The sequence below is a fragment of the Neolewinella antarctica genome (assembly GCF_011927835.1).
In the GTDB taxonomy this organism is placed as follows: Bacteria; Bacteroidota; Bacteroidia; order Chitinophagales; family Saprospiraceae; genus Neolewinella; species Neolewinella antarctica.
On the sequence record NZ_JAATJH010000002.1, the window covers coordinates 942,628 to 962,813 of the forward strand.

Annotated in this window: 19 protein-coding genes; 7 read left to right on the forward strand and 12 right to left on the reverse strand. The window is 55.4% G+C overall.

Annotation, left to right across the window (positions count from 1 at the left end):
• Window positions 1-15: 15 nt before the first annotated feature.
• Window positions 16-678 carry a phosphatidylserine decarboxylase family protein gene (locus GGR27_RS08985; protein WP_320060343.1) on the reverse strand — a complete coding sequence of 221 codons (663 nt, stop codon included), beginning with the start codon at window positions 676-678 and terminating at the stop codon, window positions 16-18.
• Between the two features lie 386 nt (window positions 679-1,064).
• Between GGR27_RS08985 and GGR27_RS08990 the strand changes: the two genes are divergently transcribed.
• Both GGR27_RS08990 and GGR27_RS08995 read left to right on the forward strand, forming a co-directional pair.
• Entirely contained in the window at window positions 1,065-1,850 is a 786-nt protein-coding gene (locus GGR27_RS08990) for a hypothetical protein (protein WP_168037085.1), read from the forward strand.
• Window positions 1,851-2,136: 286 nt separating this feature from the next.
• Window positions 2,137-2,682 carry an NUDIX domain-containing protein gene (locus GGR27_RS08995; RefSeq protein WP_168037086.1) on the forward strand — a complete coding sequence of 182 codons (546 nt, stop codon included), beginning with the start codon at window positions 2,137-2,139 and terminating at the stop codon, window positions 2,680-2,682.
• An 81-nt stretch (window positions 2,683-2,763) separates the two neighbouring features.
• Here the strand turns inward: GGR27_RS08995 and GGR27_RS09000 are convergent, their stop codons facing one another.
• The 8 genes from GGR27_RS09000 to GGR27_RS09035 all read right to left on the reverse strand — a co-directional run bounded on the left by GGR27_RS09000 (window position 2,764) and on the right by GGR27_RS09035 (window position 10,263).
• Entirely contained in the window at window positions 2,764-3,942 is a 1,179-nt protein-coding gene (locus GGR27_RS09000) for an ABC transporter permease (protein ID WP_168037087.1), read from the reverse strand.
• Window positions 3,942-5,333 carry an ABC transporter permease gene (locus GGR27_RS09005; RefSeq protein ID WP_168037088.1) on the reverse strand — a complete coding sequence of 464 codons (1,392 nt, stop codon included), beginning with the start codon at window positions 5,331-5,333 and terminating at the stop codon, window positions 3,942-3,944. Before GGR27_RS09005 ends, GGR27_RS09000 begins: the two co-directional genes overlap by 1 nt.
• Window positions 5,334-5,344: 11 nt before the next feature.
• Window positions 5,345-6,007, reverse strand: a complete 663-nt coding sequence (locus GGR27_RS09010; RefSeq protein ID WP_168037089.1) for a hypothetical protein — start codon at window positions 6,005-6,007, stop codon at window positions 5,345-5,347.
• 91 nt (window positions 6,008-6,098) lie between these two features.
• Window positions 6,099-6,782, reverse strand: coding sequence for a uracil-DNA glycosylase (ung, locus tag GGR27_RS09015; protein WP_168037090.1), 684 nt, complete (start codon window positions 6,780-6,782; stop codon window positions 6,099-6,101).
• Between the two features lie 134 nt (window positions 6,783-6,916).
• Window positions 6,917-8,038, reverse strand: coding sequence for a cysteine desulfurase family protein (locus GGR27_RS09020; protein ID WP_168037091.1), 1,122 nt, complete (start codon window positions 8,036-8,038; stop codon window positions 6,917-6,919).
• A gap of 66 nt (window positions 8,039-8,104) precedes the next feature.
• Window positions 8,105-8,875, reverse strand: a complete 771-nt coding sequence (locus tag GGR27_RS09025; RefSeq protein WP_168037092.1) for an exodeoxyribonuclease III — start codon at window positions 8,873-8,875, stop codon at window positions 8,105-8,107.
• A gap of 340 nt (window positions 8,876-9,215) precedes the next feature.
• Window positions 9,216-9,740, reverse strand: a complete 525-nt coding sequence (locus tag GGR27_RS09030) for an acyl-CoA thioesterase (RefSeq protein ID WP_168037093.1) — start codon at window positions 9,738-9,740, stop codon at window positions 9,216-9,218.
• 118 nt (window positions 9,741-9,858) lie between these two features.
• On the reverse strand, window positions 9,859-10,263 hold the full coding sequence (locus GGR27_RS09035) for a hypothetical protein (protein ID WP_168037094.1): 405 nt from the start codon (window positions 10,261-10,263) through the stop codon (window positions 9,859-9,861).
• Between the two features lie 362 nt (window positions 10,264-10,625).
• On the opposite strand from GGR27_RS09035, the gene GGR27_RS09040 reads away from it, so the two are divergent.
• The 3 genes from GGR27_RS09040 (at window position 10,626) to GGR27_RS09050 (ending at window position 13,410) form a co-directional block, all read left to right on the forward strand.
• Complete coding sequence (locus GGR27_RS09040) at window positions 10,626-11,351, forward strand: sulfotransferase-like domain-containing protein (protein WP_245184499.1); 726 nt, start codon at window positions 10,626-10,628, stop codon at window positions 11,349-11,351.
• Window positions 11,352-11,369: 18 nt separating this feature from the next.
• Complete coding sequence (locus GGR27_RS09045; protein WP_168037095.1) at window positions 11,370-12,266, forward strand: aminotransferase class IV; 897 nt, start codon at window positions 11,370-11,372, stop codon at window positions 12,264-12,266.
• 205 nt (window positions 12,267-12,471) lie between these two features.
• Window positions 12,472-13,410, forward strand: coding sequence for an SDR family oxidoreductase (locus tag GGR27_RS09050; RefSeq protein ID WP_168037096.1), 939 nt, complete (start codon window positions 12,472-12,474; stop codon window positions 13,408-13,410).
• A 181-nt stretch (window positions 13,411-13,591) separates the two neighbouring features.
• Here GGR27_RS09050 and GGR27_RS09055 read toward each other — a convergent pair whose 3' ends face one another.
• From GGR27_RS09055 to GGR27_RS09065, 3 genes are all read right to left on the reverse strand, one after another.
• Complete coding sequence (locus GGR27_RS09055) at window positions 13,592-14,086, reverse strand: metallophosphoesterase family protein (protein WP_168037097.1); 495 nt, start codon at window positions 14,084-14,086, stop codon at window positions 13,592-13,594.
• Complete coding sequence (locus GGR27_RS09060) at window positions 14,087-14,323, reverse strand: hypothetical protein (RefSeq protein WP_168037098.1); 237 nt, start codon at window positions 14,321-14,323, stop codon at window positions 14,087-14,089.
• Window positions 14,324-14,471: 148 nt separating this feature from the next.
• Window positions 14,472-14,909: a DUF2147 domain-containing protein gene (locus tag GGR27_RS09065; protein ID WP_168037099.1), complete on the reverse strand. Its 438-nt coding sequence runs from the start codon at window positions 14,907-14,909 to the stop codon at window positions 14,472-14,474.
• Between the two features lie 480 nt (window positions 14,910-15,389).
• Between GGR27_RS09065 and GGR27_RS09070 the strand changes: the two genes are divergently transcribed.
• Both GGR27_RS09070 and GGR27_RS09075 read left to right on the forward strand, forming a co-directional pair.
• Window positions 15,390-17,126 (forward strand): T9SS type A sorting domain-containing protein, encoded by a 1,737-nt coding sequence (locus GGR27_RS09070; RefSeq protein WP_168037100.1) that lies wholly within the window; start codon window positions 15,390-15,392, stop codon window positions 17,124-17,126.
• 156 nt (window positions 17,127-17,282) lie between these two features.
• Window positions 17,283-20,171 carry a TonB-dependent receptor gene (locus GGR27_RS09075; RefSeq protein WP_168037101.1) on the forward strand — a complete coding sequence of 963 codons (2,889 nt, stop codon included), beginning with the start codon at window positions 17,283-17,285 and terminating at the stop codon, window positions 20,169-20,171.
• The last annotated feature ends 15 nt before the right edge of the window (window positions 20,172-20,186 follow it).

The following is a 20,186-nucleotide window of genomic DNA, read 5'->3' on the forward strand; positions in this document are numbered from 1 at the left end:
GGGGAGATTAACCGTTCAACCCAGCCGTGCGATAACAGTTTTGTTACCCTTCACTTTTTGGTTGAGCTGCACATCGAGCTGTGTGCCGAGGGGTAAGAACATATCCACCCGGCTGCCAAACTTGATGAACCCGAAATCTTCCCCCTGGCGGACTTCCTGACCAACTTCAAGATAATTCTTTATACGTTTCGCTAGCGCTCCGGCTATTTGGCGAAGTAATATTTCGGTGTTACCGTTATCGATCACTACGGTAGTTCGCTCATTTTCCGTAGAACTCTTCGGGTGCCACGCAACTAGGTACTTTCCCGGGTGGTAAGCGTTGTAAGTCACCTTGCCACCGATGGGGTTGCGATTGACGTGCACGTTTACCGGCGACATAAAAATACTTACCTGTAGCCGCTTATCCTTAAAATACTCCGGCTCGGTGGCCTCTTCAATAACGACGACCTTACCGTCAGCGGGTGCGTAGACCAGGTTGTCATCTTCCACGGGCACCAAACGGTTTGGATTGCGGAAGAACTGGAGAATAACCAGAAAAAAGAGCAAGCTTACTCCCGCCACTATCCAGGCAATGTTTGGCAGCACCGTAAAAGCCACAAAACAAATTGCCGCTAGCCCCAGCAACAATAGGGTAAGCATTCGTCGGCCTTCGGCATGGATGCGCAGGGGTAGTTTCACTAATTTATCTTATTTAGCTGTTCTTGGAAAGGCGGGGGGAACGTGCGCAAAGATAACGCACCAGGGCACCTATCGTTCTGCTCATTTCCACATATCCAATCTCGGGTAAGGGGGCGCGGGCGCGGGTGCCGGGTATTTACGTCGGACGAGCGAAATTGGTATTCATAAACTCCAACCCACCGTGTCCCCGGCGATCCTCCCCCAAAACTATGGTAGTGATCCGCGGGACGGAACAGTAATCAAATAAGTTACGAAGGTGGCGTAACTGACTGATAAATCAACGTGAACCGGGTTTTGACAACAAATAAATGAGAAATAATTTGTTGTAAAGTTGTTTTTAATTCAAACAAACCCTAATTTTGTTTCATCATCAGCATCTTTTTAGTATGGACCTCAAAATACTGACCAGCAAACGTGGAACTCGCGTCGTCAAAGCCACCCAGCTCCACCGGGCGCTTGGCCTAAACGATAACCACTATCAAGTCAACGTGCAGCAGTGGTTAAAAGACGTTTATGAGTTCACCAACGGTATTCGGCGGCCGGAGGGCCTGAAGGACTACGCGCGTTCCGCCAAAACAAAGGGACAGTTAATGCAGGAGTACTACCTCCAGGTAGAGTTTGCAAAACTCGTTGCCCTCGGTACGAAGTCGAAAGTGAAACAAGCCGTCGCAACTAAACTCAGTAAGGAAGAGCAGATCTACCCCGAGCACGTTAAACTGAGTACCGACGAGATGCTCACCCTGCTCGAGCAAACCAAAGCCATGGCCCGCATCTCCTGTCAGAAAGGAGCCGAACAGCGTCACCTGGCTCACTACAGCCACCGCCGGGGCAGCGGTGATTACTGGCAACACTTCCGTCACGAACAGATCGTCTTTCTTAAAATGGAGGACATCAGAGCAGCGTTGAAGGAGAAAGGCGTCAAATCAAAAGCAACGGCGGAACTGCGTGACCTTCTCCTCCGCTTTGACCCCCTCGAAACGATTCGGATCGGTATCGTCGATCACTACGCTGCGCTGGGAAGTAGTATGCCCTACGCTCAGGAGATGGGGCAGTTGGCAAAAACATTAGCAACCGAACTCCGCCTGGAAGTTGTGGACGACCGGAAGGGAGATCTGCTCTTCGCACCCGCAGCGGACAGCGAGCTGGTGCGTAAACTGCAAATTGCCGCCTGACACAACCGCAGCCGAATAGTAACTCATCGGGAAGTCAAGTAGTGCCATTATGATAACGCCGCTTGGTCTCTCAATTTCCCAGCCCAAAATCTACCGATTAGATGGATTAATTCTGGCCCGTGTTGAGTGTTGTATCGATTATTCAGAATATCCGGGAGGTGATAGGTCCGAGATTGCGGCGCTTGCCCGGTCGCAATGACGACGGCAGTTGGCGAGTGTACGGTGATCCCACCTTCGAGTAATTTAGATTAATTACGTTGGTCTATTCCCTTCGTATTTTGGCCAGATGAAGAATCCCTGGACGACCAAAAGCACCAAAACCGTTTACGATAATCCCTGGCTGGGGGTCGACCACAGTGAAGTTATCAATCCTCGTGGCGGTGAGGGGATTTACGGAGTCGTCCGCTTTAAGAATCATGCGATCGGGATCGTACCCATCGATGATGAAGGTTATACGTACCTGGTCGGCCAGTTTCGGTACGCGACCAACCGCTACGAATGGGAAATACCCGAAGGCGGGTGCCCCGTAGGAACCGATCCGCTCGCAACCGCGAAACGAGAACTGAAAGAGGAAACGGGGCTCGTCGCTACGGGCTGGACGCTTTTATTAGATTTCTATACGAGCAACTCCGTCTGCGATGAATATGGAATAGCCTATCTGGCCGAAGGACTGTCACAAGAAGACGCGGAGCCCGAGGAAACGGAAGATCTGAAAGTAAAGAAGCTACTAATCTCCGAAGCCATCGCAATGACCCTGGATGGTCGGATAAAGGACGCCGTAAGCATCATGGCCTTACAAAAAGTTGCGCTGCTGCGAACGGCCGGCCGGTGAGGATGCTTCGTGAGTAAAAGAGCCCGGATATCGCAATCGAGCGCTCAAGATCTGTTTAGGTTACGGAGCGAAGAGATCTGCTTAGCCTTTCCGCTCTCCGATGCGTAGAATAGCCAGAATGGTCGCCGTCAACATTACTCCGGGGAAAACGGCCAACCACCACGCCGACGGTTGTTCCCGTGCGCGTCGTAGCAAGCTACCCCAGGTTGGTAAGTCGTTCGGTATTCCAATGCCCAGAAAGGAAAGGAAAGCTTCCAGTAGAATGGCGGAACCCATCATGAAACCAGCAATCACGAGCAACGGACCGATTGCGTTCGGCAACGCGTGCACGAACAAAATCCTCCACGATGAAATATTACCTCCGTACGCCGCCTCGATGTAGGGAAGGCTACGTACGCGTAACATTTCGGCCCGTAAAAACCGCGCTACCGCCGTCCACCCGAGAATGCCCACGACGACGATCACCGTAGTTAACGATGCGTCCTCGATAAATGCTACCACCGCGATCAGGAACACCGCCCCCGGGACGTTGACGAAGAGCTCCAAAATTTGCAGGACGATCCCATCTAGTGGAAAACTAACGTCAACCCTGAATTTCCGGAACTGATTGAGCAGGAGATAAATGCCTCCACCGATCACCGAAATGGCGACCACGCAGGCGAAACCCTGCGCGCTTAGGTTCGTAATGTCGAAGTAAGGTAGTAGGCAAACGATGGCGTAGGGCAAACCAAGCGATATACCCGCCGCGGTCGCCCAGCAACTAGCCCTGGAAAAGCGTAGGCCCGTGTTACCAAAAAAACCCGCCGCGCCGCCGAGGGGCACGCCGATCAGAAGCGACAATAAGACGGAACCGAAACCGACCAGCAGAGCTACCCTAGTTCCGTGGATCAAGGATGCCAGTACGTCCCTTCCGAGCCGGTCCGTCCCCAGTAAGTGCCGCGCGAACGTACCCGTTTGCTGGACTTCGGAAGGAGACCGGTAATTCGCATTACGGAGATCGGGCGAAGAACCGTCGTAGGGGACGGGGGGCCAGACCGCCCAGTCTGTCGTTTGCTCGTACCAGTTGTAAATCTGCTTTTGGTGCGTTGGCTGATCAGTAAAACCATCGGAGTAGGTACTCAGGACTGGGAAATGCAGTTCTCCGTTCACACACGCGATCAGCGGCCGGTCATTAGCGATAAGATCAGCAAACACGGCGAGCACCACCAGGAGTATAATCCAGCAGTGCGCCCAACCTACTTTGCGCTTATTGTTTTCCATCAGCGGTTATTCACCTGCGTGAGAGAAGGACGGTTGAGTTCTACCCGGGGGTCAATTGCCGCGTAAGTAAGGTCCGCCACTAGTAACCCGAGCGCCGTCAGTAGCCCGTTGATCATCACCAGCATGATAATGACTGGCCAGTCGCCACCAACGGCGGAAACGTAAAGTAGCTGCCCCATCCCGGGGATGTTAAAAATACGCTCGATCAAAACGCTGCCCGCAAGCATGCCGGGAATGATGTTACCAAACAGCGTAACGAGTGGAAAGGAAGCGTTTCTGAACACGTGGCCCCACAGGATTTTTCGCTCCGAAAGACCCTTCATCCGGGCCGTTCTCACGTACGGCATGCTTAATTCTTGCGTGCCGGACTGTCGTAGATGACGACTCACGTAGGCCAACGCCGGATAAGACAGACACAAGACGGGGAGAATTAAGTGTCCACCGCGTACGCTCACCGTTTCCCACCAAGATGCATCCACCGGCACGGAGCCGAGGCCCATGCTGGGAAAAAAGTCCATCCCGTAGGCGGGCGTGGTAAAGAAAGTAGCCAGCAGCGTAGCCACCCAAAAACTCGGAACTCCGTAGAGAATAAAAAGTCCACCGGTGATCCAGCTCTCCCGCCGGGTGCCAACGCGCCGGGCTAAGTATAGCCCGAGGGGAATGGACAGGGCAAAAATGATGAAAAGGGCGAGCGCGTTGAGGAGTAGAGTATTGGGAACGGCGCGCTTGATCTTATCGATGACCGGCTGCTGGTCCAGGTAGGAAATACCAAAATCTCCCGCGAAAATGTTGCTAAGCCAGCGATGGTACTGATTCCCGGTGCCGTGCCAGCGCACAACGGGCCACAGCAAACGCTGCCGTTGCTGGTTTTGGTAAATATCAGTGTGAGCCGTAGTCAAGTGGTGCGCACGACCGCGGCTGCGTAGTCCGTCGATACTTTCCCTAATGACCTCCGGATCGTCCTGAAGTAATAAGCGACGCGCCAACAGTGTCGCTTGCTCGTCATGGGAGCTAGTGGAGTTGACGTCAGTAAAGGCAACCGCTTTGAGCACCCGGTAATACTCGGCTACTTTTTCCCAATTCCCTGCATCCAGCGTCAGCGCCCTCAGCATTTTACGCTCCGTGGGCCGGGTGATCCGGTGGAGGGTATCGGGAAGTGCGGCGTTACTAATTGAAACGTAAAACGGGGGCTTGTCGTAGCCCAAGCGGGTCGCGGCGCGGCGGTAGATGCGGTCGTAGGTTTCCGGATCCTGGCTGGACAAACGTGAATCAGCGGACGGCAGGCTGGAGGCAACTGGGTCCAACGGAACGTAGCTGCTCAGCACAAAACAGAGCAGGCTGAGGAGAACGAGGCTGAAGGGTAGGTACAATAAGCGGCGCAGAGCGTACATGGGCGCGGGGCTTAATCGGTCACCGTCACCGGCTTCGTGTTCGTGTAGAATGCAAGTTGAAAGCTCGACCTTAACTTACTAGTACTATCCTTGACCAGTTTCTGCTTGATCAGATATAGTTCGTACTCGCCGGGTGCGATGGTGGAGACCGCCGCCTTCGGTAACGTGACGACGTTGCTAGCCGTGGGGCCGAGTATTTGAATTTGCCGGGGGGCCGAGCGGTCCGTCGATTCGAAGAAATAAAGAAGGCTTTCCCCTTCCCCTAGTGCGCTCCGCCCAATCGGCGCACGTAATTTCTGGCCACGTGCAATCACGTCGGGGATGGCCGCCACGGACACCGGGGGGAACCGCAACTCCAACGGGCAGCGATCATTATGACACGGTACGTCCAGTAGCAAAATTGCCGGATACTGCATTGGGCGGCGGTACTTAAACAGCTCCCCGCCGCGCGGAACCTTCTGCATTGGAAAATTAAATACCGTCGGCGGCGAGTACGTGGTGGAAGTGTCCTCCCGCCGAATTTCTACCGTCGCGTCCAGTAGCTGACTACGCTCCTGATAACGAAGATTTCCGATGACGAGGTCTTGCACGTCATCAGCAGGGGCCCGGGAGCAGGTGCAGAGGAAAGTACAAAAAAGCAGTGTCAGAGCGGCGTGGACAGAAAATGTGCGCATTGTGGCGAAGGTAACAAACAGGGGAGAAGACGTGCTCCACCATAAGGTACTATCCCGGTTGATACCCACAAAATTCCTCCGCCGGCGGAGATTACCCTACGCGCCAGTCAATGGGGTCTTTCCCGTGTTTTTCCAAGTATTCATTGGCGAGTTTGAAGTGGTTATTGCCAAAAAAACCCTTGTCGGCGCTGAAGGGCGAGGGGTGAGCGCTGGCGAGGACGAGGTGTTTGTTCTCGTCGATAAGGCCACCCTTCTTCTTAGCGAAAGCACCCCACAACATAAATACCACATTGTCGCACTGATCACTAATAGCTTTGATGGACGCATCCGTAAAAAACTGCCAGCCGGAACGCTGGTGACTACCCGGCTTGTTGCGCTCCACGGTCAGCATGGAATTAAGCAGGAAAACGCCCTGCTCCGCCCAGTTAGTTAAGTCGCCATTCTTGGTCGCCGGAATGTCGAGGCTCGTCTCCAGTTCCTTATAGATATTTCGCAAGGATGGCGGGCGCGTGACTCCCTGCGGTACGCTAAAACTGAGGCCCATGGCCTGCCCCGGGTTGTGGTAAGGGTCCTGACCGAGAATGACTACTTTAACCTGATCGATCGGGGTAGTGTTGTAGGCGTTAAAAATCAAGGAGCCGGCGGGGTAGATCGTCTTGTTATCGGTTTTTTCTTGCTTCAGAAACTGGATCAAATTTTTGAAGTAAGGCTTGGCAAATTCATCGGAAAGCGCGGCTTTCCATGCTTCGTTAATCTGTACGTTAGGTGCGGCCATGGGGAGTGGTATTGGGGATGCGTAATTGTGGGTTCGGACGGTACTCGCCCGGTCTGCTACTTTAAAGCCCACACGACAAGCAGTGTTCAGCAATTTAGGTTTGACATCTCCCTAACAATATCTTCCCGGAAAGATCAGCGCATCTCCGCCAGTTTCCGCACCACCGTATCGACCTCCGCGCGCGTGTTGTGGTGGTTGAGCGAGAACCGAACCGTATGCCGCTGACTATCGGGGTTTAAGTGGCCGACGACGTGGCTGCCAACGTCGATCCCACTCGAACAGGCCGAGCCGCCACTGGCGGAAATACCCGCTAGGTCGAGGTTCATGAGCAACATCGTCCCCTTGTCGCTGTAGGGAAAGCTCGTGCTGAGGAGTTTGTAGTGGCTACGATCGGGGTCGCCATTAAACTTTACGTCCGGGTACTTAGCGGCTAGCTCGTGCTTGAGGTAGTCCCGCACGTCACGGATGGTCGCCGAGCGTTCCGCTAGGTTGGCGTATGATTTTTCGAGGGCAGCCGCCAGGCCGACGATGCCGTAAATGTTCTCCGTCCCCCCGCGCATGTTGCGCTCCTGGGCACCGCCGTCGAGGTAAGGCTTGATGATGTTGTCGGAGTTGATGTAGATAAACCCGACACCCTTCGGCCCGTGAAACTTGTGCGCGGAACCACTCAGGAAATTAATCCGAGTAGCGTTCAGGTCGATGGGGTAAAAGCCCATCGTCTGTACGGTATCACAGTGAAACATGGCACCAGCGTCCGCGCAAATTTTGCTTACGTCTTCCAACGATAACAGGTTACCGATTTCATTATTGGCGTGCATGAGGCTAACTAAAGTCTTAGCCTCACTCTGCGCCAAACGTTGCTTAAGGTCTTCCAGATCGACGTGGCCCCGTGCGTCGATTTTAACCATTTCAACCTGTGCCGTGCCCGCCTCCCGGATGGAATCCAGGCTGTGAAGCACGCAGTGGTGCTCCAGTGGCGAAGAAATGATCCGGCGCACGCCCAGGTCACGCACCGCGTTCTTGAGTGCCATATTATTGGCTTCCGTGCCCCCCGAAGTGAAAAATATTTCCCCGATGCTGCAGTTGAGCGCGGTGGCAACCGTTTTGCGCGCCGATTCAATGAGCGAGCGGGCCTTACGCCCTTCCGCGTGAATGCTGGATGGGTTGCCGTAGTTGTTGGCCATCACGTCGGTCATGGCGGAGAGCACGTCGGGGTCGAGGGGCGTAGTCGCGGCGTTGTCCAGAAATATGCGCATGTCTTGTTGGTTAAATTAGCCGGGCTGGCGGTCAGGGAAAATGATTCGACGAAGAAACGCAAATATTTAAGATAAGGTCAGCAGGATCGGACAATGATCCGAATGCAAGGCATCTTTTAGGTGAACTACGTCCACGAGTCGGTTGGCGTGGGAGGGGCTAAGGCTGTGGTAATCGATGCGCCAGCCTTTGTCGTTATTGCGTGCGTTTGCCCGGTAGCTCCACCAGCTGTAGGCTTCGCCCTCGGGGTACAAGTGGCGGTAAGTATCGATGAAGCCCGTTTTGTCGAACCACTCCGTCATCCACTTACGCTCGTCCGGTAAAAAGCCGGTGTTCTTATGGTTGGTCTTCGGTGAGTGAAGGTCGATCTCGTTATGGGCAATGTTGTAATCACCGACCACGAGAATGCCGGGGCGGGACTTTTGTAGCTCGAGGATATGGGCTAGGAAGTCATCGAGAAATTCGTATTTAAAATTCTGCCGCTCGTCTCCCTGGCCGCCGTTGGGGAAGTAGCAATTGAAGATGGTCAGATCGCCGAAGTCCGTGCGGACAACGCGGCCCTCACGGTCATATTTCTCGTTGCCGAAGCCGAGTTGGACGTAATCTGGCACCACCTTACTCAACGTCAAAACCCCGCTGTACCCCTTTCTGGATGTCGCACTGTGCCACTGTTGGTGTACGTAACCCAGGGCTTTCAGTTCCGCCATGTCCACTTGCTCTTCGTGGGCCTTCGTCTCCTGAATACAGAGGACGTCGGGCGCGGTTGCGGCCGTCCATTCGGCGAGCCCTTTTTTGAGGGCGGCGCGGATGCCGTTGACGTTGTAGGTAGCTATTTTCATGTGGGGTGGGGTAGTGCGGTGGCGAATTTACGAACCCGACCCCGTATCCCCGGTAGACCAAGATTTCCGGGCAGAGGCAGCCGCACTCGCGGTAAAACTTGACGGTAGCCAGGGACGTCCGTGCTTTACGTACTCAACTAACCGCATGTATTTGATGCCACGTCGACAATCCGACATAGTTTTTTTAACACACAACACACAAAAGAATCAAAAAAAACACATGACTAAACTCAGACCGGGTGCCCAATCTTTTGGTGCTTTGTGTTTTTGCTTTTGTGGCTTTTGTGTTCGGTTTTTATAGTGTAGCTACTTAGGCTGAAAACTACGGGTGTTAAGTCAGTTACTTAAACAACTCCCGTAAATTCTCCGCGTCTTCCGGCTTCATCCTCCCCGCCAGCACGAGGCGCAGTTCCCGACGGCGAAGGGCGGCGGCGTAGCGCTGTTCTTCGATCTCGGAAAGGGGGAGAATTTCGGGGACCGCGACCGGCGAGCCATTGTCTTTATCTAAAGCCACGAAGGTAAAATAAGCGTGGTGCGTCCGCCGGGGGTTGGTGCCCTGCATGGTGGCCGCGGTGGCCTGCACGTATATTTCGAGGCTGGTGGTGAACGACCGGGTCACGGTAGCTTCTAACGTGACGACTTCCCCGTTACGGATCGGTGAGCCGAAGGCTACGTTATCCACCGAAGCCGTAACTACCGGTCGGTTGGTGTGCTTACCCGCGCAGATGGCGCAGGCGATGTCCATCCACCGCAGCATATTGCCCCCCATCAAATTATTCTGCGGGTTCGTATCGTTCGGCATCACGAGCTCGGACATGATCGTGCGGCTGTGGTCGACTTGCTTGGGGGCGGGGCGTGCGGGCATAAGGTTGTTTATCTAAAATGAACTGGGCGGCAAAGGTCGCCAAGATTCACCGGAACCTCCCACAAGTCGGTGCCTATTCCGAGCGACTCGCGGTGCGTTGGCGGCAATAGTTTAGTACCTACTGAACGACCACACCCCGCTTGCCCAGCACGGGCACCGTTTCCAGTGCTGCCGCCGAAATTTGGCCCGGCTCGAAAATAAAGCGCTTGTCCATCATTACCTCACCGTCATTAAAGCTGACCCAGTATTCATTTTTGATGCCGAACAGCGACGTCTGAATGGGTTCGATCTTGACCGCGGCGTTCGCGGCTAGCTCCTGGTGGAAGTGACGCAGCACGGTCGTCGACATGTCGTTGCCGTCCACCGCCCCGTAGCCCTGGCTGGTGATGAGCAGGTTGGTCATGCTGCCTGCACGGAGGTTAATCACGTAAATATCCCAGAGTTCTTCCATCAAGTCGTCAGTGCGCGGAACGGCAGCTACGGCAACTTGGGTAACGGTTGGAACGATGATGTCGGTCTTCATGTGAGTCGTTTTTGAGAGCGGTAAAATGTGGTAGTGAATACGGGGAAAATCAATATTTATTAGGCGCCGCGAATGTACGGTTTTTGTGGCCTCATTGGAAGAGAAGTACACTCAATTAAACCTTCCTTGGCAATCTTGCGCGCCAAACGTTAAGCTTATCTAACCAATAGTACCTTGCGGTCGGGGCGGAACGTGCCTGCGTGGTGGCAATGACTCATCTGGGTGCTGCTCACCACTAGCCATCGAGGATGTATGTGGTGGCTCCGGGCGCGGTCGCGGGCGCAGGGTACTTTTGGTGAGTGCAATGAGGGGGGAAATAAAAGCAAAGACCACAGACCAAAAACTTTAGACTACAGACCAAAATGACCAAAACCCGCATTAACCTCTGGTCTTCCCCCCGCAACATCAGTACCGCCCTGATGTACGGACTGGCGCAAAATCCGGCCGTAGCCGTAGTTGACGAACCGCTCTATGCTCATTACCTCCGTCACCAACCTACCGAGGCGGAGCACCCTGGCCGAGAAGAGATTTTGGCGCATATGGAAGATGACGGGATTCAGGTTGTCCGGAGTATGCTCACTGGGGATTACGGCCGCCCCAACGTTGTTTTCAAGCAAATGACGCACCACCTCGTCGCGCTTGATCCTGCATTTCTCAACCACATGCAGAACGTCCTGCTCATCCGCGACCCCAGGGAAATCTTGCGATCTTTTGGTGAAGTGGTGGAAAAGGTGACCGCCGAAGATATTGGGGTACTCCAGCAGTTCGCGCTGTTCAAATCTCTGCGCAAAACGGGTAAATTGGCCGCCGTGATCGACGCCCGGTTACTACTCTTGAATCCTCGACGAGTAGTGCGCCAACTTTGCGAACGCTTAGGTTTCGAATTCACCGAGTCCATGCTTAGCTGGACCGCCGGCCCACGCCCCGAGGACGGTGTTTGGGCCAAACATTGGTACGCGGGCGTTCACAAAAGCACGGGTTTCTTACCTTACCGGGAAAGAGCCTTTACCCTCAGCCCCGAACTACAACGCATTGCCGACCAGTGCCAACCAGCTTACGAAGAAATGCTGGCGAGTTCACTCTTCTAATCTTAACGCAACGCCTTCATGCTCCAACAATTCAACCCCGCCAACAAAGATCTTCTCGTTCACATCAACGGTAAACTAGTCCACCGTGACGAAGCAAAAGTCAGCGTCTTCGATAGCGTAGTCCAGGGCGGCGACGCCGTTTGGGAAGGTTTGCGCGTTTACGATGGCCGAGTGTTTTCCCTCGAAGAGCATCTTGACCGCTTGTTCGATTCGGCGCACACGCTAGCTTTTCAGGGCATCCCGACCAGAGCGTCCGTGCGCACGGCCATCTTCGAAACCCTGAAGGCCAACAACATGACTGATGGCGTCCACATCCGCCTGACCCTCACGCGTGGAGACAAGATTACCTCCGGAATGGACCCGCGCCTCAATCAGGCCGGTTGTACGCTAATCGTACTTGCCGAGCACAAGCCACCCGTTTATCCGCCAACGATCACACTGATCACGAGCTCCGTTCGCCGCAACAGTCCGAACAGCCTCGACAGTAAGATTCACCACAATAATCTGCTCAACAACATCCTGGCCAAGATCGAGGCCAACCACGCGGGCGCCGACGCCGGTTTGATGCTGGATAAGGATGGTTACGTATCCGAAGCCAACGGCGTGAACGTCTTTTTGATTCGAAACGGCGTCGTCAGAACACCTTACGCTGATTACTGCCTGCCCGGCATTACTCGGCGGACTATTCTACGGCTCTGCGTTGAGCACAATATCCCCGCCGAAGAATCTCGCATCTCCGTAAGTGAATTTTATACGGCGGATGAAGTGTTTACGACCGGTACTATGGGAGAACTGACACGGGTGGCGGCGATCGATGGTCGGGAAATAATCAATAAACAGGACGGTTCCTTGCTTGACCAGCTGAACGAAATTTTTGCAGCATTAACGAAGGTTGGCGGTACGCCGATCGAGTAGGTGGTGGAAAAAATATTCTCCTCATCTAATTTGCACTGCACCCGCGAAGCGAAAGCAAGTCCCGCACTCAGTCGGGACGACCGCGCAATACATGGCCATAGTTAGTTAGAACGTCCGCACCCTGTTATGTCAAGGTTTGGCGCACATCGGAAGGTAAGCTGGGTTGTAAAAGGGCGATTACGCATCAATTTACAACCCCACATTTATGAAATCCGAAGTAACAACGCTAGAGGAACTCCTCGAAACCAACCGCACGCCCGGCTCCCGCATGGCTGAAGGCCGTACCATCCGTAAAGCCATCATCACCGGCGCCGACACCGGCATTGGCCGCTACACCGCCATGGCCCTGGCCGAAGACGGTTGCGACATCGGCTTTACTTACGCCCACCACGAAGAAGACGCCAAACTGACCGCCGAAGCCGTCCGCCATTTCGGCCGCAAAGTATTTTATACGAAGATGGATTTGACTAATCCGGCCTCCGCTAACCAAGCCATCGACCACCTCGTCGGCGAGCTCGGCGGATTAGATATATTCTTCAACAACGCCGGCAAGATGACCATGAAGCGGTTCCCCCATTTGGAGCTAGCGGACATACAGGATCTATTCAACGTCAATACATTCGGCGCAGTAATGGCCGTGCAACGCGCCACCCGTCACATGCTCGGCCTCGACCCCGACGGTAATGAAAGCACGATGGACGAAATCGCCCACACCGCCCGCAAAGTCGTGACCGGCAACGAAACCGCCCCCCGCGAAACGCCCGGCCGCATCATCGTCTGCACCAGCGTCCACGAACACATCGCCAGCCCAGTCGATACGATTTACACGATGACGAAGCACGCCCTCGGTGGCTTCATTAAGTGTGCCGCTTTTGCTCTCGGCGGTACGAACATCACCATCAACGGCGTTCGCCCCGGTGAAATTTCTACCCCGATGAACGACGCTCACCCGGAAGACAGCCTCGAACAGAAGCGCAAGTTCATCCCCAGCAAGCGCCCCGGTCACCCCACCGAGATCGCAGCGATGGTCCGCTACCTGGCCAGCGACGCATCCTCTTACAGCAATGGCGTCAGCTACGACGTCGGTGGCGGCATGAGCATTGGCGAGCCGATGGCCAGCGAGATGTACCAGAAACTCGCGTAAGCAGCATTCGAATTACGAGAAATTAGCAGCGAGCACTAACGAAAGTTAGTGCTCGCTTTTTCTTTGCCACGAAAACACCGAAATCAATTAAATTTACTGGCTGAGCTACCACCTACCAGCCTACCGCCTACCGCCTACCACCTACCACCTACCACCTACCACCTAAAAACCTACCAGCCTACTACCTCTTCCCCATCTCAATAACCTCCAAATCCGAAACCCGCCCCGCCTCCACCGAGAACCGCAAAAGCGTCCGCACCTGATGGAACCCGTGCCGCCCGCAAGCCCCCGGGTTCATGTGCAGGCAAGCGCGCTTTTTGTCCATGATAACTTTGAGAATGTGGCTGTGCCCGCAGACGTAAAGCCGGGGTTTTTCCGCGTCGAGAATCTTACGAACCCGCGGCGTGTACCGCCCGGGGTAGCCACCAATGTGGGTCATAAACACCGAAAGCCCCTCGACCTCGAAAGAGAGATTGAGGGGTAGCCGGGCGCGGACAGTTTGATCGTCGATGTTGCCGTAGACGCCGCGTAGTGGTTTGAAGGCTTCCAACTCATCGAGCAGGGAAGCGTTGCCGACGTCACCTCCGTGCCAAATCTCATCGCATTCGGCGAAGTGGTCGAATACTTTGGGGTCGAGGTAGGAGTGGGTGTCGGAAAGGAGTCCGATTCTTTTCAACTAGACGGACAATTGAAGGTCGGGGCCGGCCGCATACTTACGGATCACCTGGAGAAGCCGCTTGCGGGCACTAAATCGCACCTTCGGAAGGGAGGCCTGGGCCTGGACGAGGTCGGTAAATTCGTGGCGCAAAACGGGGTCGCCGGCCAATGATTTTTCGGTGGCCTGGGCCTGGGCGGTAGTGGACTCGCCGTATAAATAGGTAACTAAATCAAGATGGGTAGAGCTTTGCTGCATGTTGGGGGGGTTGGCACTGTTTTTTGACTGATGGGAGGAGTTGGTGATTCGTGGCCTGGGAGGGAAGTTCTAAGGTCTGTAGTCTATGGTCTATAGTCTCCGGTTAGTGCTACAGACTATAGAGCCCAGACCCTAAACCAAAGTCTTTCTACTTCCCAACGACTCGTTGCCAGGTCTGCGTACGGTAGAGCCCCGTCCAGTGCTTGCCGCGGATATAGAGAACGTTGGGATCAGATTCGTACCAGGCGCTGAGTTTGTATTCCGCGCCTTTGCGGGGGTCGAGGATGGTGCCGCCGTCCCAGTAGTCGCCATCCTTTACGAGGTCTTTGACGATGACCAGGCCAAGAATGGGCTTGCCCTTTAGCTTGCCGGAGCATTCGGTGCAGATGGCGTCTTTTTTGTCGGTAAGTATCTCGGCGATTTTGCCGTCATATTTGTCGCCGACCTTATATATTTCGATGATGGATTGCTTCTCGCCGGTCTCGTCGTCGGTCGTGGCCCAACGGCCTTCGGGGCTCGTAGTTTGGGCGCTGACGCAGGTGAAGAGTAGGGGAGTGAGGAGCAAAAGAAAGTAGCGTGAAACCATGGGGGTTGTTTTGTGGCCGTATAACGGACTGATGTACGGGATTCGTACGTCGGGGCTCGTTAAAAGTTGCCGATTTCCCGCCCATCGGGGGTAACCTATGGACGGCCGGGAAAACTGATTTCACGTCCGCTCATTGCACACGGCTTATACTATAGTTTAACAACTTGAGATTTGTGCAATTCTAGCAAAGTCATTTTTTCTGCTGGTAAGGCAAAAAACGCAGGCGACGCCGTAGCGTCGGCATCCCGATAGCTATCGGGATTTAACGCCGCCAGCGGGAAAAAGGACAAGCTAGAGAGCACAAATCTCGGGTTGTTAGACCATAACATACCCGGCACCCGCCCCAGTAGCAATCTGGGTGCCCATGCTAAGGTGTTGTAAACCAGCGCTCCAGAACCTAACCTTAACTTAACATGAAACGGGGCGTGCCGTAACGACGGACCCGGACCTTTGGGGCAGAAATAAAAACCAACCCACACTATGGTCCGGAAATTCAACCTATTTACCCTGACACTTTTTGCCTGCCTCGTACTTCAAACCCAAATCACCGCCCAAACCCTGGTCCCCGTCACGGACGCCGACCTAACCGCGGAATCCGACGTCACCTGGACGGCCGGTAACGAATACGTCCTCAACGGCCTCGTTTTTCTGGAGACCGGCGGCAAACTCACCATCGAGGCCGGTACCGTAATTCGTGGTGCCGCCCAGGGCAACATCACCAACGGCGACCTCGCCTCGACCCTGATCATTTCCCGCGGCGCGCAGATATTCGCGAACGGTACGGCCGAAGCGCCCATCATCTTTACGGCGGAGAGCGATGACCTCAACAGCCCCGACGACCTGGAAGCGCGCGACCGCCAACTCTGGGGTGGGCTCATCATCCTCGGCAGCGCCACCATCGCCAGCCCCGGCGGTCAAAACAACATCGAGGGCATTAAAGCCACCGAAGACCGCACCGAATACGGCGGCACGGACGACGACGATAACTCGGGCGTACTCAACTACGTCTCCATCCGCCACGGTGGTGCCGCCCTGGCGCCGGGTGACGAGATTAACGGCCTGACGCTCGGCGGCGTCGGCAGTGGAACCACCATCGACTACGTAGAAGTGTACGCTAACTTCGACGATGGCATCGAGTGGTTTGGTGGTACCGTAAAGGTCAATCACGCCGCTACCGCTTTTTGTGGTGACGATGGCTTCGATTACGATTTAGGCTGGCGGGGCGGTGGCCAGTACTGGTTCAGTCTCCAGTCCGGCGCGCAAAACACTGGCCGGGCGGGGGAGCACGACGGCGCCGACCCCGACGGCCAGGCACCTTTCTCAAACCCAACTATTGTTAACGCAACCTACGTCGGTATTGGTCAGGACGCGGTAGCCGTCGGTGGTGAAGCCGGTGACGGCAACAACGACGGCCTGGCTTACGCCGTCTATTTCCGGGACAATGCCGGTGGCACTTACGCCAACTCTATCTTTTACGACTTCAACAGTGCTGCCATTGCGATCGAGGACCGAACGGATAATACCGAGGACGATACCTACGCCCGCTTGCTCGCCGGTGATTTAACGCTACAAAACAACTACTTCTTCAACTTCGGCCGGGGCACCGGAACGGCTGCCGACATCTTCGTGGCCATCGATCAGGGAGGGGCCATCGTCCCGGCATCTTCCGCCGAATTTGTCAGCCGTTTAGTCGCCGCCGGAAACGTCGTTGCTGACCCGGAGTTTAACAACGACGATCGCGACGGCGGTGCGTTCGACCCCCGCCCGTCCGCTTTCTCGCCCGCCGCCAACGCTGGTTCGAGCTTTGCGATCGCCGGGTACGATACCACGAATTACGTCGGTGCCTTCGCCCCCGGGAACGGAGACGAAAATGGTAACTGGCTGATGGGCTGGTCCGCCATCACGGAGACCGGCGCGGTGTTCGACTTCCTCAACGGCGTCGGCCAAATTACCACCAACGGCATGGCCCTCGACGCCCCCGCCCCCAACCCCGCTTCCGACCTGACGACGATCAACTACGAACTACCCCGCCGGGCGGAGGTGACGATTTCTATTCTCGACGTACTGGGCCGCAACCAAGGTCAGTTCACGACCACCGCGCTGGGTGGGTCGAATAGCTTTCCGGTCGACGTGAGTAATCTGCCGAATGGCACCTACGTAGTGCTGCTCGAAGCGGCCGGTGGCCGCCTGGCGCAGAAACTGGTGGTCCGCCGCTAACGCACCGACTGCGCTGCCGAACGGGCGGGTGATCGAGCGGTCGTCTATTCATGGAGTTGACCGACGGCCCGGACGCTGATTACTCGCCCATTCGAGCAAACTGACTAATTTTTAAGCTTCTTTCTTTTCTTTTTTTTGGTGCAAAAAAAATAAGTAATGCATAAATTAATCCTTACCGCGCTGGTGATGCTATTCGCTAGTCCCCTTGCGTGGGGTCAGCAGGGGGCCATTGCGGGCACTGTTTTTGACGAAGACGGCTTCCCCATGCTGGGCGCCAACGTGTCCATTCAGGGAACGTCCACGGGCGCCCAGACTGACTTCATCGAAGGCAAGTACCAGTTTAAAGCCGACCCGGGCACTTACACCATTCTCGCTACCTACGTCGGGTACGGGAACAAGACCATCGAAGGTGTGGTCGTCGAGCCCAACGAGACCGTAATTCTGGACATCGCCTTCACGGAAGACGCGGGCGTGGATTTACAACTGGACGTAACCGTCAGTACCACCCGCCTGGAGCGCGGTGAGATCGCGGTCCTGCAGATGCGGCAAAACAGCGATAAAGTGCAGGACGTCATTTCCAGCCAGGAAATCAGCCGCATCGGGGCCGGCACCGCCGCCGCCGCCATGACCAAAGTGACGGGCACGACGGTCGTGGACGGCAAGTACGTCTACGTGCGGGGCCTCGGTGATCGGTATTCGGCAACGACGATCAACGGGCTGCGTCTGCCTTCCATCGACCCCTACCGCAATGCCGCCCAGCTCGACCTCATCCCCACCAACTTGCTGGATAACATCGTAGCGAGTAAAACTTTTACGCCGGATTTGCCGGGTGACTTTACCGGTGGTAGCATCAACATCAAGTTGAAAGCGCTTCCCGAACGGTTCACCTGGGGCGTCTCCGCTTCTACCGCCTACAACAGCATCGGTAACCTTCGGTCCGACTTTCAGACCTTCGACGCCGGTGACAAAGCCGGGCTGGGGTTCAACGATGGGACGCTCGACCGGCCCGCCATTCTGGACAACCCGCTGATTGATGAACTAAACGTACTCGACCCCGGCGCGGCCGGGCGGGCGCGGCGCGACGACGTCACGGCCGGCCTGGTTGACGAAGTGGCGAAGTCGTTCGGTAATAACTTCGACCGGGCTACGGACCGCAGTCCGCTCAACTACAGCGTAAGCGCTAACGTCGGTAACCAGTTTCGGGTGGGGACGATGCCCGTCGGCGTCTTCGGCTCCGCGGGGTACAGCCGCGATTACAGCTTCCGCCGGGAGCGCCGGGGGAATTACTTTAACCCCGGCGGCGGCGACGTGCTGTTTCGTGTTTTCGACTACGACGGTACCACCAGCACCAGCAGCCCCAAGCTGAACGGTATGCTGGGCCTAAGCCTGAAGCCCAATTCCGCCAACCGGATCACCGCCTACGGCATCTATTCTCACCAAGCCTTCCAGGAAGTGCTCGACCAGCGTGGTGCCAACGATGATTATACCCTCAGCGGTGATACCTCGAGCTTTTTTCGCAACATTACCACTTCCTTCATGCAGCGCGAAATGCAGAATTACGTCGTGGAAGGACTGCACACCATCAAAGCCCTCGGTAACGCCAAAATCGAATGGGCGGGTAACTACGTCGACGCAAAGCAACTGGAGCCCGATACGCGCTTTTTCGCCTACCAGGAAACGAATGGCTTCGCGCAGATTAATTCCTCCCTCTATACGGACCCCCGCCGCGTTTACCGCGACCTGAACGACGTCAGCTACCAGGGTAAATTGGACATCACCGTTCCTTTCCTCCAGAAGAAAAGTAAGGGCAATACGCTCAAAATCGGCGGACTGTACAACACCATGGACCGCCAGTTCAACGAATTCTTTTACGAATACAAGAACCGCGACGGCGTTTCCCTCGAAGAGTCGGGGGCCGACCCGGCCACCTATTTCAATCCGAGTAACCTCGGCGTCATCGGCGGCGAGCCCGGGCGGAACGTCGTGGGGCTGTACCTGACGGACGTCAGCCGCCCTGACAATAGCTACGTCGGTAGTAGTGACGTAGCCGCCGGCTACGCTATGCTGACCTACGAACTGACGAACCGCTTTCGGGTTATCGCCGGCCTGCGCGTCGAGGAGACCAAGATTAACGTCGTGTCCGATAAGGCGGCCGTGGTGACCGACCCGGAGAATTTTATCGCTGATATCGACACGACGACGCTACTGCCTGCGGTCAATCTGGTCTACAAATTTGGCAAGGACGGGGGCGTGACTAGTAACGTCCGGGCTAGCTTTAGCCAGACCCTGGCGCGGCCCAACATGCGGGAACTAGCTCCCTTTGCGTCCTTCGGTTTCATTAGCGAGCCGCCCGTCGTGGGCAACCCCAATCTGGGCTTAACCTCGATTAACAATTTTGACCTGCGGTACGAGATATTCCCGGGAGCGGGCGACGTATTTGCCGTTTCGGGCTTCTACAAAAGCTTTAAGGACCCCATCGTGCTGACTTTCCTACTGGCCGGTCAGCTGCAGTACACCTGGGAAAACCCCGCCGAGGCGGAGTTGTACGGAATAGAATTTGAGGTGCGGAAAAACTTAGGATTTATCTCCAGTAAATTAGCCAGTTTTGCCTTCAGCAGTAACTTCACGTTCATCGAGTCGAGCCAATCCATTGACCCCGAAGAACTAAAAATTTCGCGGGCGGTCGATCCCGAATTCGACGGGCAGCGTCCTTTTTCCGGTCAGTCTCCCTTCGTCACCAACGTCAATTTATCTTGGGATAGCTCACCGGAAGCCGGCTGGGATGCCTATCTGAGCTACAACTACTTCGGCGACCGCTTGTCCGCCGTCGGTGGTGCGGGCACGCCGGACATTTACGAGCGGGGGCGCTCCACGCTCGACCTCAGCGTCGGCAAAAAGCTGGGTAATTTTCACCTCTCCCTGCGGGGCCGTAACCTGTTTAATCCAGTATTCAAGTTATCTTCTGAGTACCGCGGCGAGGAATATATCTATAGTGAATACGAGCGCGGCCGCGAGGTCAGTCTGGGTATAGCGTATGGTATATAGACACACCGCGCAGCG

Excerpts from the sequence above, each read along its gene's own strand:
- GGR27_RS08990 (WP_168037085.1), top strand. The coding sequence starts at position 1,065 with ATGGACCTCAAAATACTGACCAGCAAACGTGGAACTCGCGTCGTCAAA.
- GGR27_RS08995 (WP_168037086.1), top strand. The coding sequence starts at position 2,137 with ATGAAGAATCCCTGGACGACCAAAAGCACCAAAACCGTTTACGATAAT.
- GGR27_RS09000 (WP_168037087.1), bottom strand. The coding sequence starts at position 3,942 with ATGGAAAACAATAAGCGCAAAGTAGGTTGGGCGCACTGCTGGATTATA.
- GGR27_RS09005 (WP_168037088.1), bottom strand. The coding sequence starts at position 5,333 with ATGTACGCTCTGCGCCGCTTATTGTACCTACCCTTCAGCCTCGTTCTC.
- GGR27_RS09010 (WP_168037089.1), bottom strand. The coding sequence starts at position 6,007 with ATGCGCACATTTTCTGTCCACGCCGCTCTGACACTGCTTTTTTGTACT.
- ung (WP_168037090.1), bottom strand. The coding sequence starts at position 6,782 with ATGGCCGCACCTAACGTACAGATTAACGAAGCATGGAAAGCCGCGCTT.
- GGR27_RS09020 (WP_168037091.1), bottom strand. The coding sequence starts at position 8,038 with ATGCGCATATTTCTGGACAACGCCGCGACTACGCCCCTCGACCCCGAC.
- GGR27_RS09025 (WP_168037092.1), bottom strand. The coding sequence starts at position 8,875 with ATGAAAATAGCTACCTACAACGTCAACGGCATCCGCGCCGCCCTCAAA.
- GGR27_RS09030 (WP_168037093.1), bottom strand. The coding sequence starts at position 9,740 with ATGCCCGCACGCCCCGCCCCCAAGCAAGTCGACCACAGCCGCACGATC.
- GGR27_RS09035 (WP_168037094.1), bottom strand. The coding sequence starts at position 10,263 with ATGAAGACCGACATCATCGTTCCAACCGTTACCCAAGTTGCCGTAGCT.
- GGR27_RS09040 (WP_245184499.1), top strand. The coding sequence starts at position 10,626 with ATGACCAAAACCCGCATTAACCTCTGGTCTTCCCCCCGCAACATCAGT.
- GGR27_RS09045 (WP_168037095.1), top strand. The coding sequence starts at position 11,370 with ATGCTCCAACAATTCAACCCCGCCAACAAAGATCTTCTCGTTCACATC.
- GGR27_RS09050 (WP_168037096.1), top strand. The coding sequence starts at position 12,472 with ATGAAATCCGAAGTAACAACGCTAGAGGAACTCCTCGAAACCAACCGC.
- GGR27_RS09060 (WP_168037098.1), bottom strand. The coding sequence starts at position 14,323 with ATGCAGCAAAGCTCTACCCATCTTGATTTAGTTACCTATTTATACGGC.
- GGR27_RS09065 (WP_168037099.1), bottom strand. The coding sequence starts at position 14,909 with ATGGTTTCACGCTACTTTCTTTTGCTCCTCACTCCCCTACTCTTCACC.
- GGR27_RS09070 (WP_168037100.1), top strand. The coding sequence starts at position 15,390 with ATGGTCCGGAAATTCAACCTATTTACCCTGACACTTTTTGCCTGCCTC.
- GGR27_RS09075 (WP_168037101.1), top strand. The coding sequence starts at position 17,283 with ATGCATAAATTAATCCTTACCGCGCTGGTGATGCTATTCGCTAGTCCC.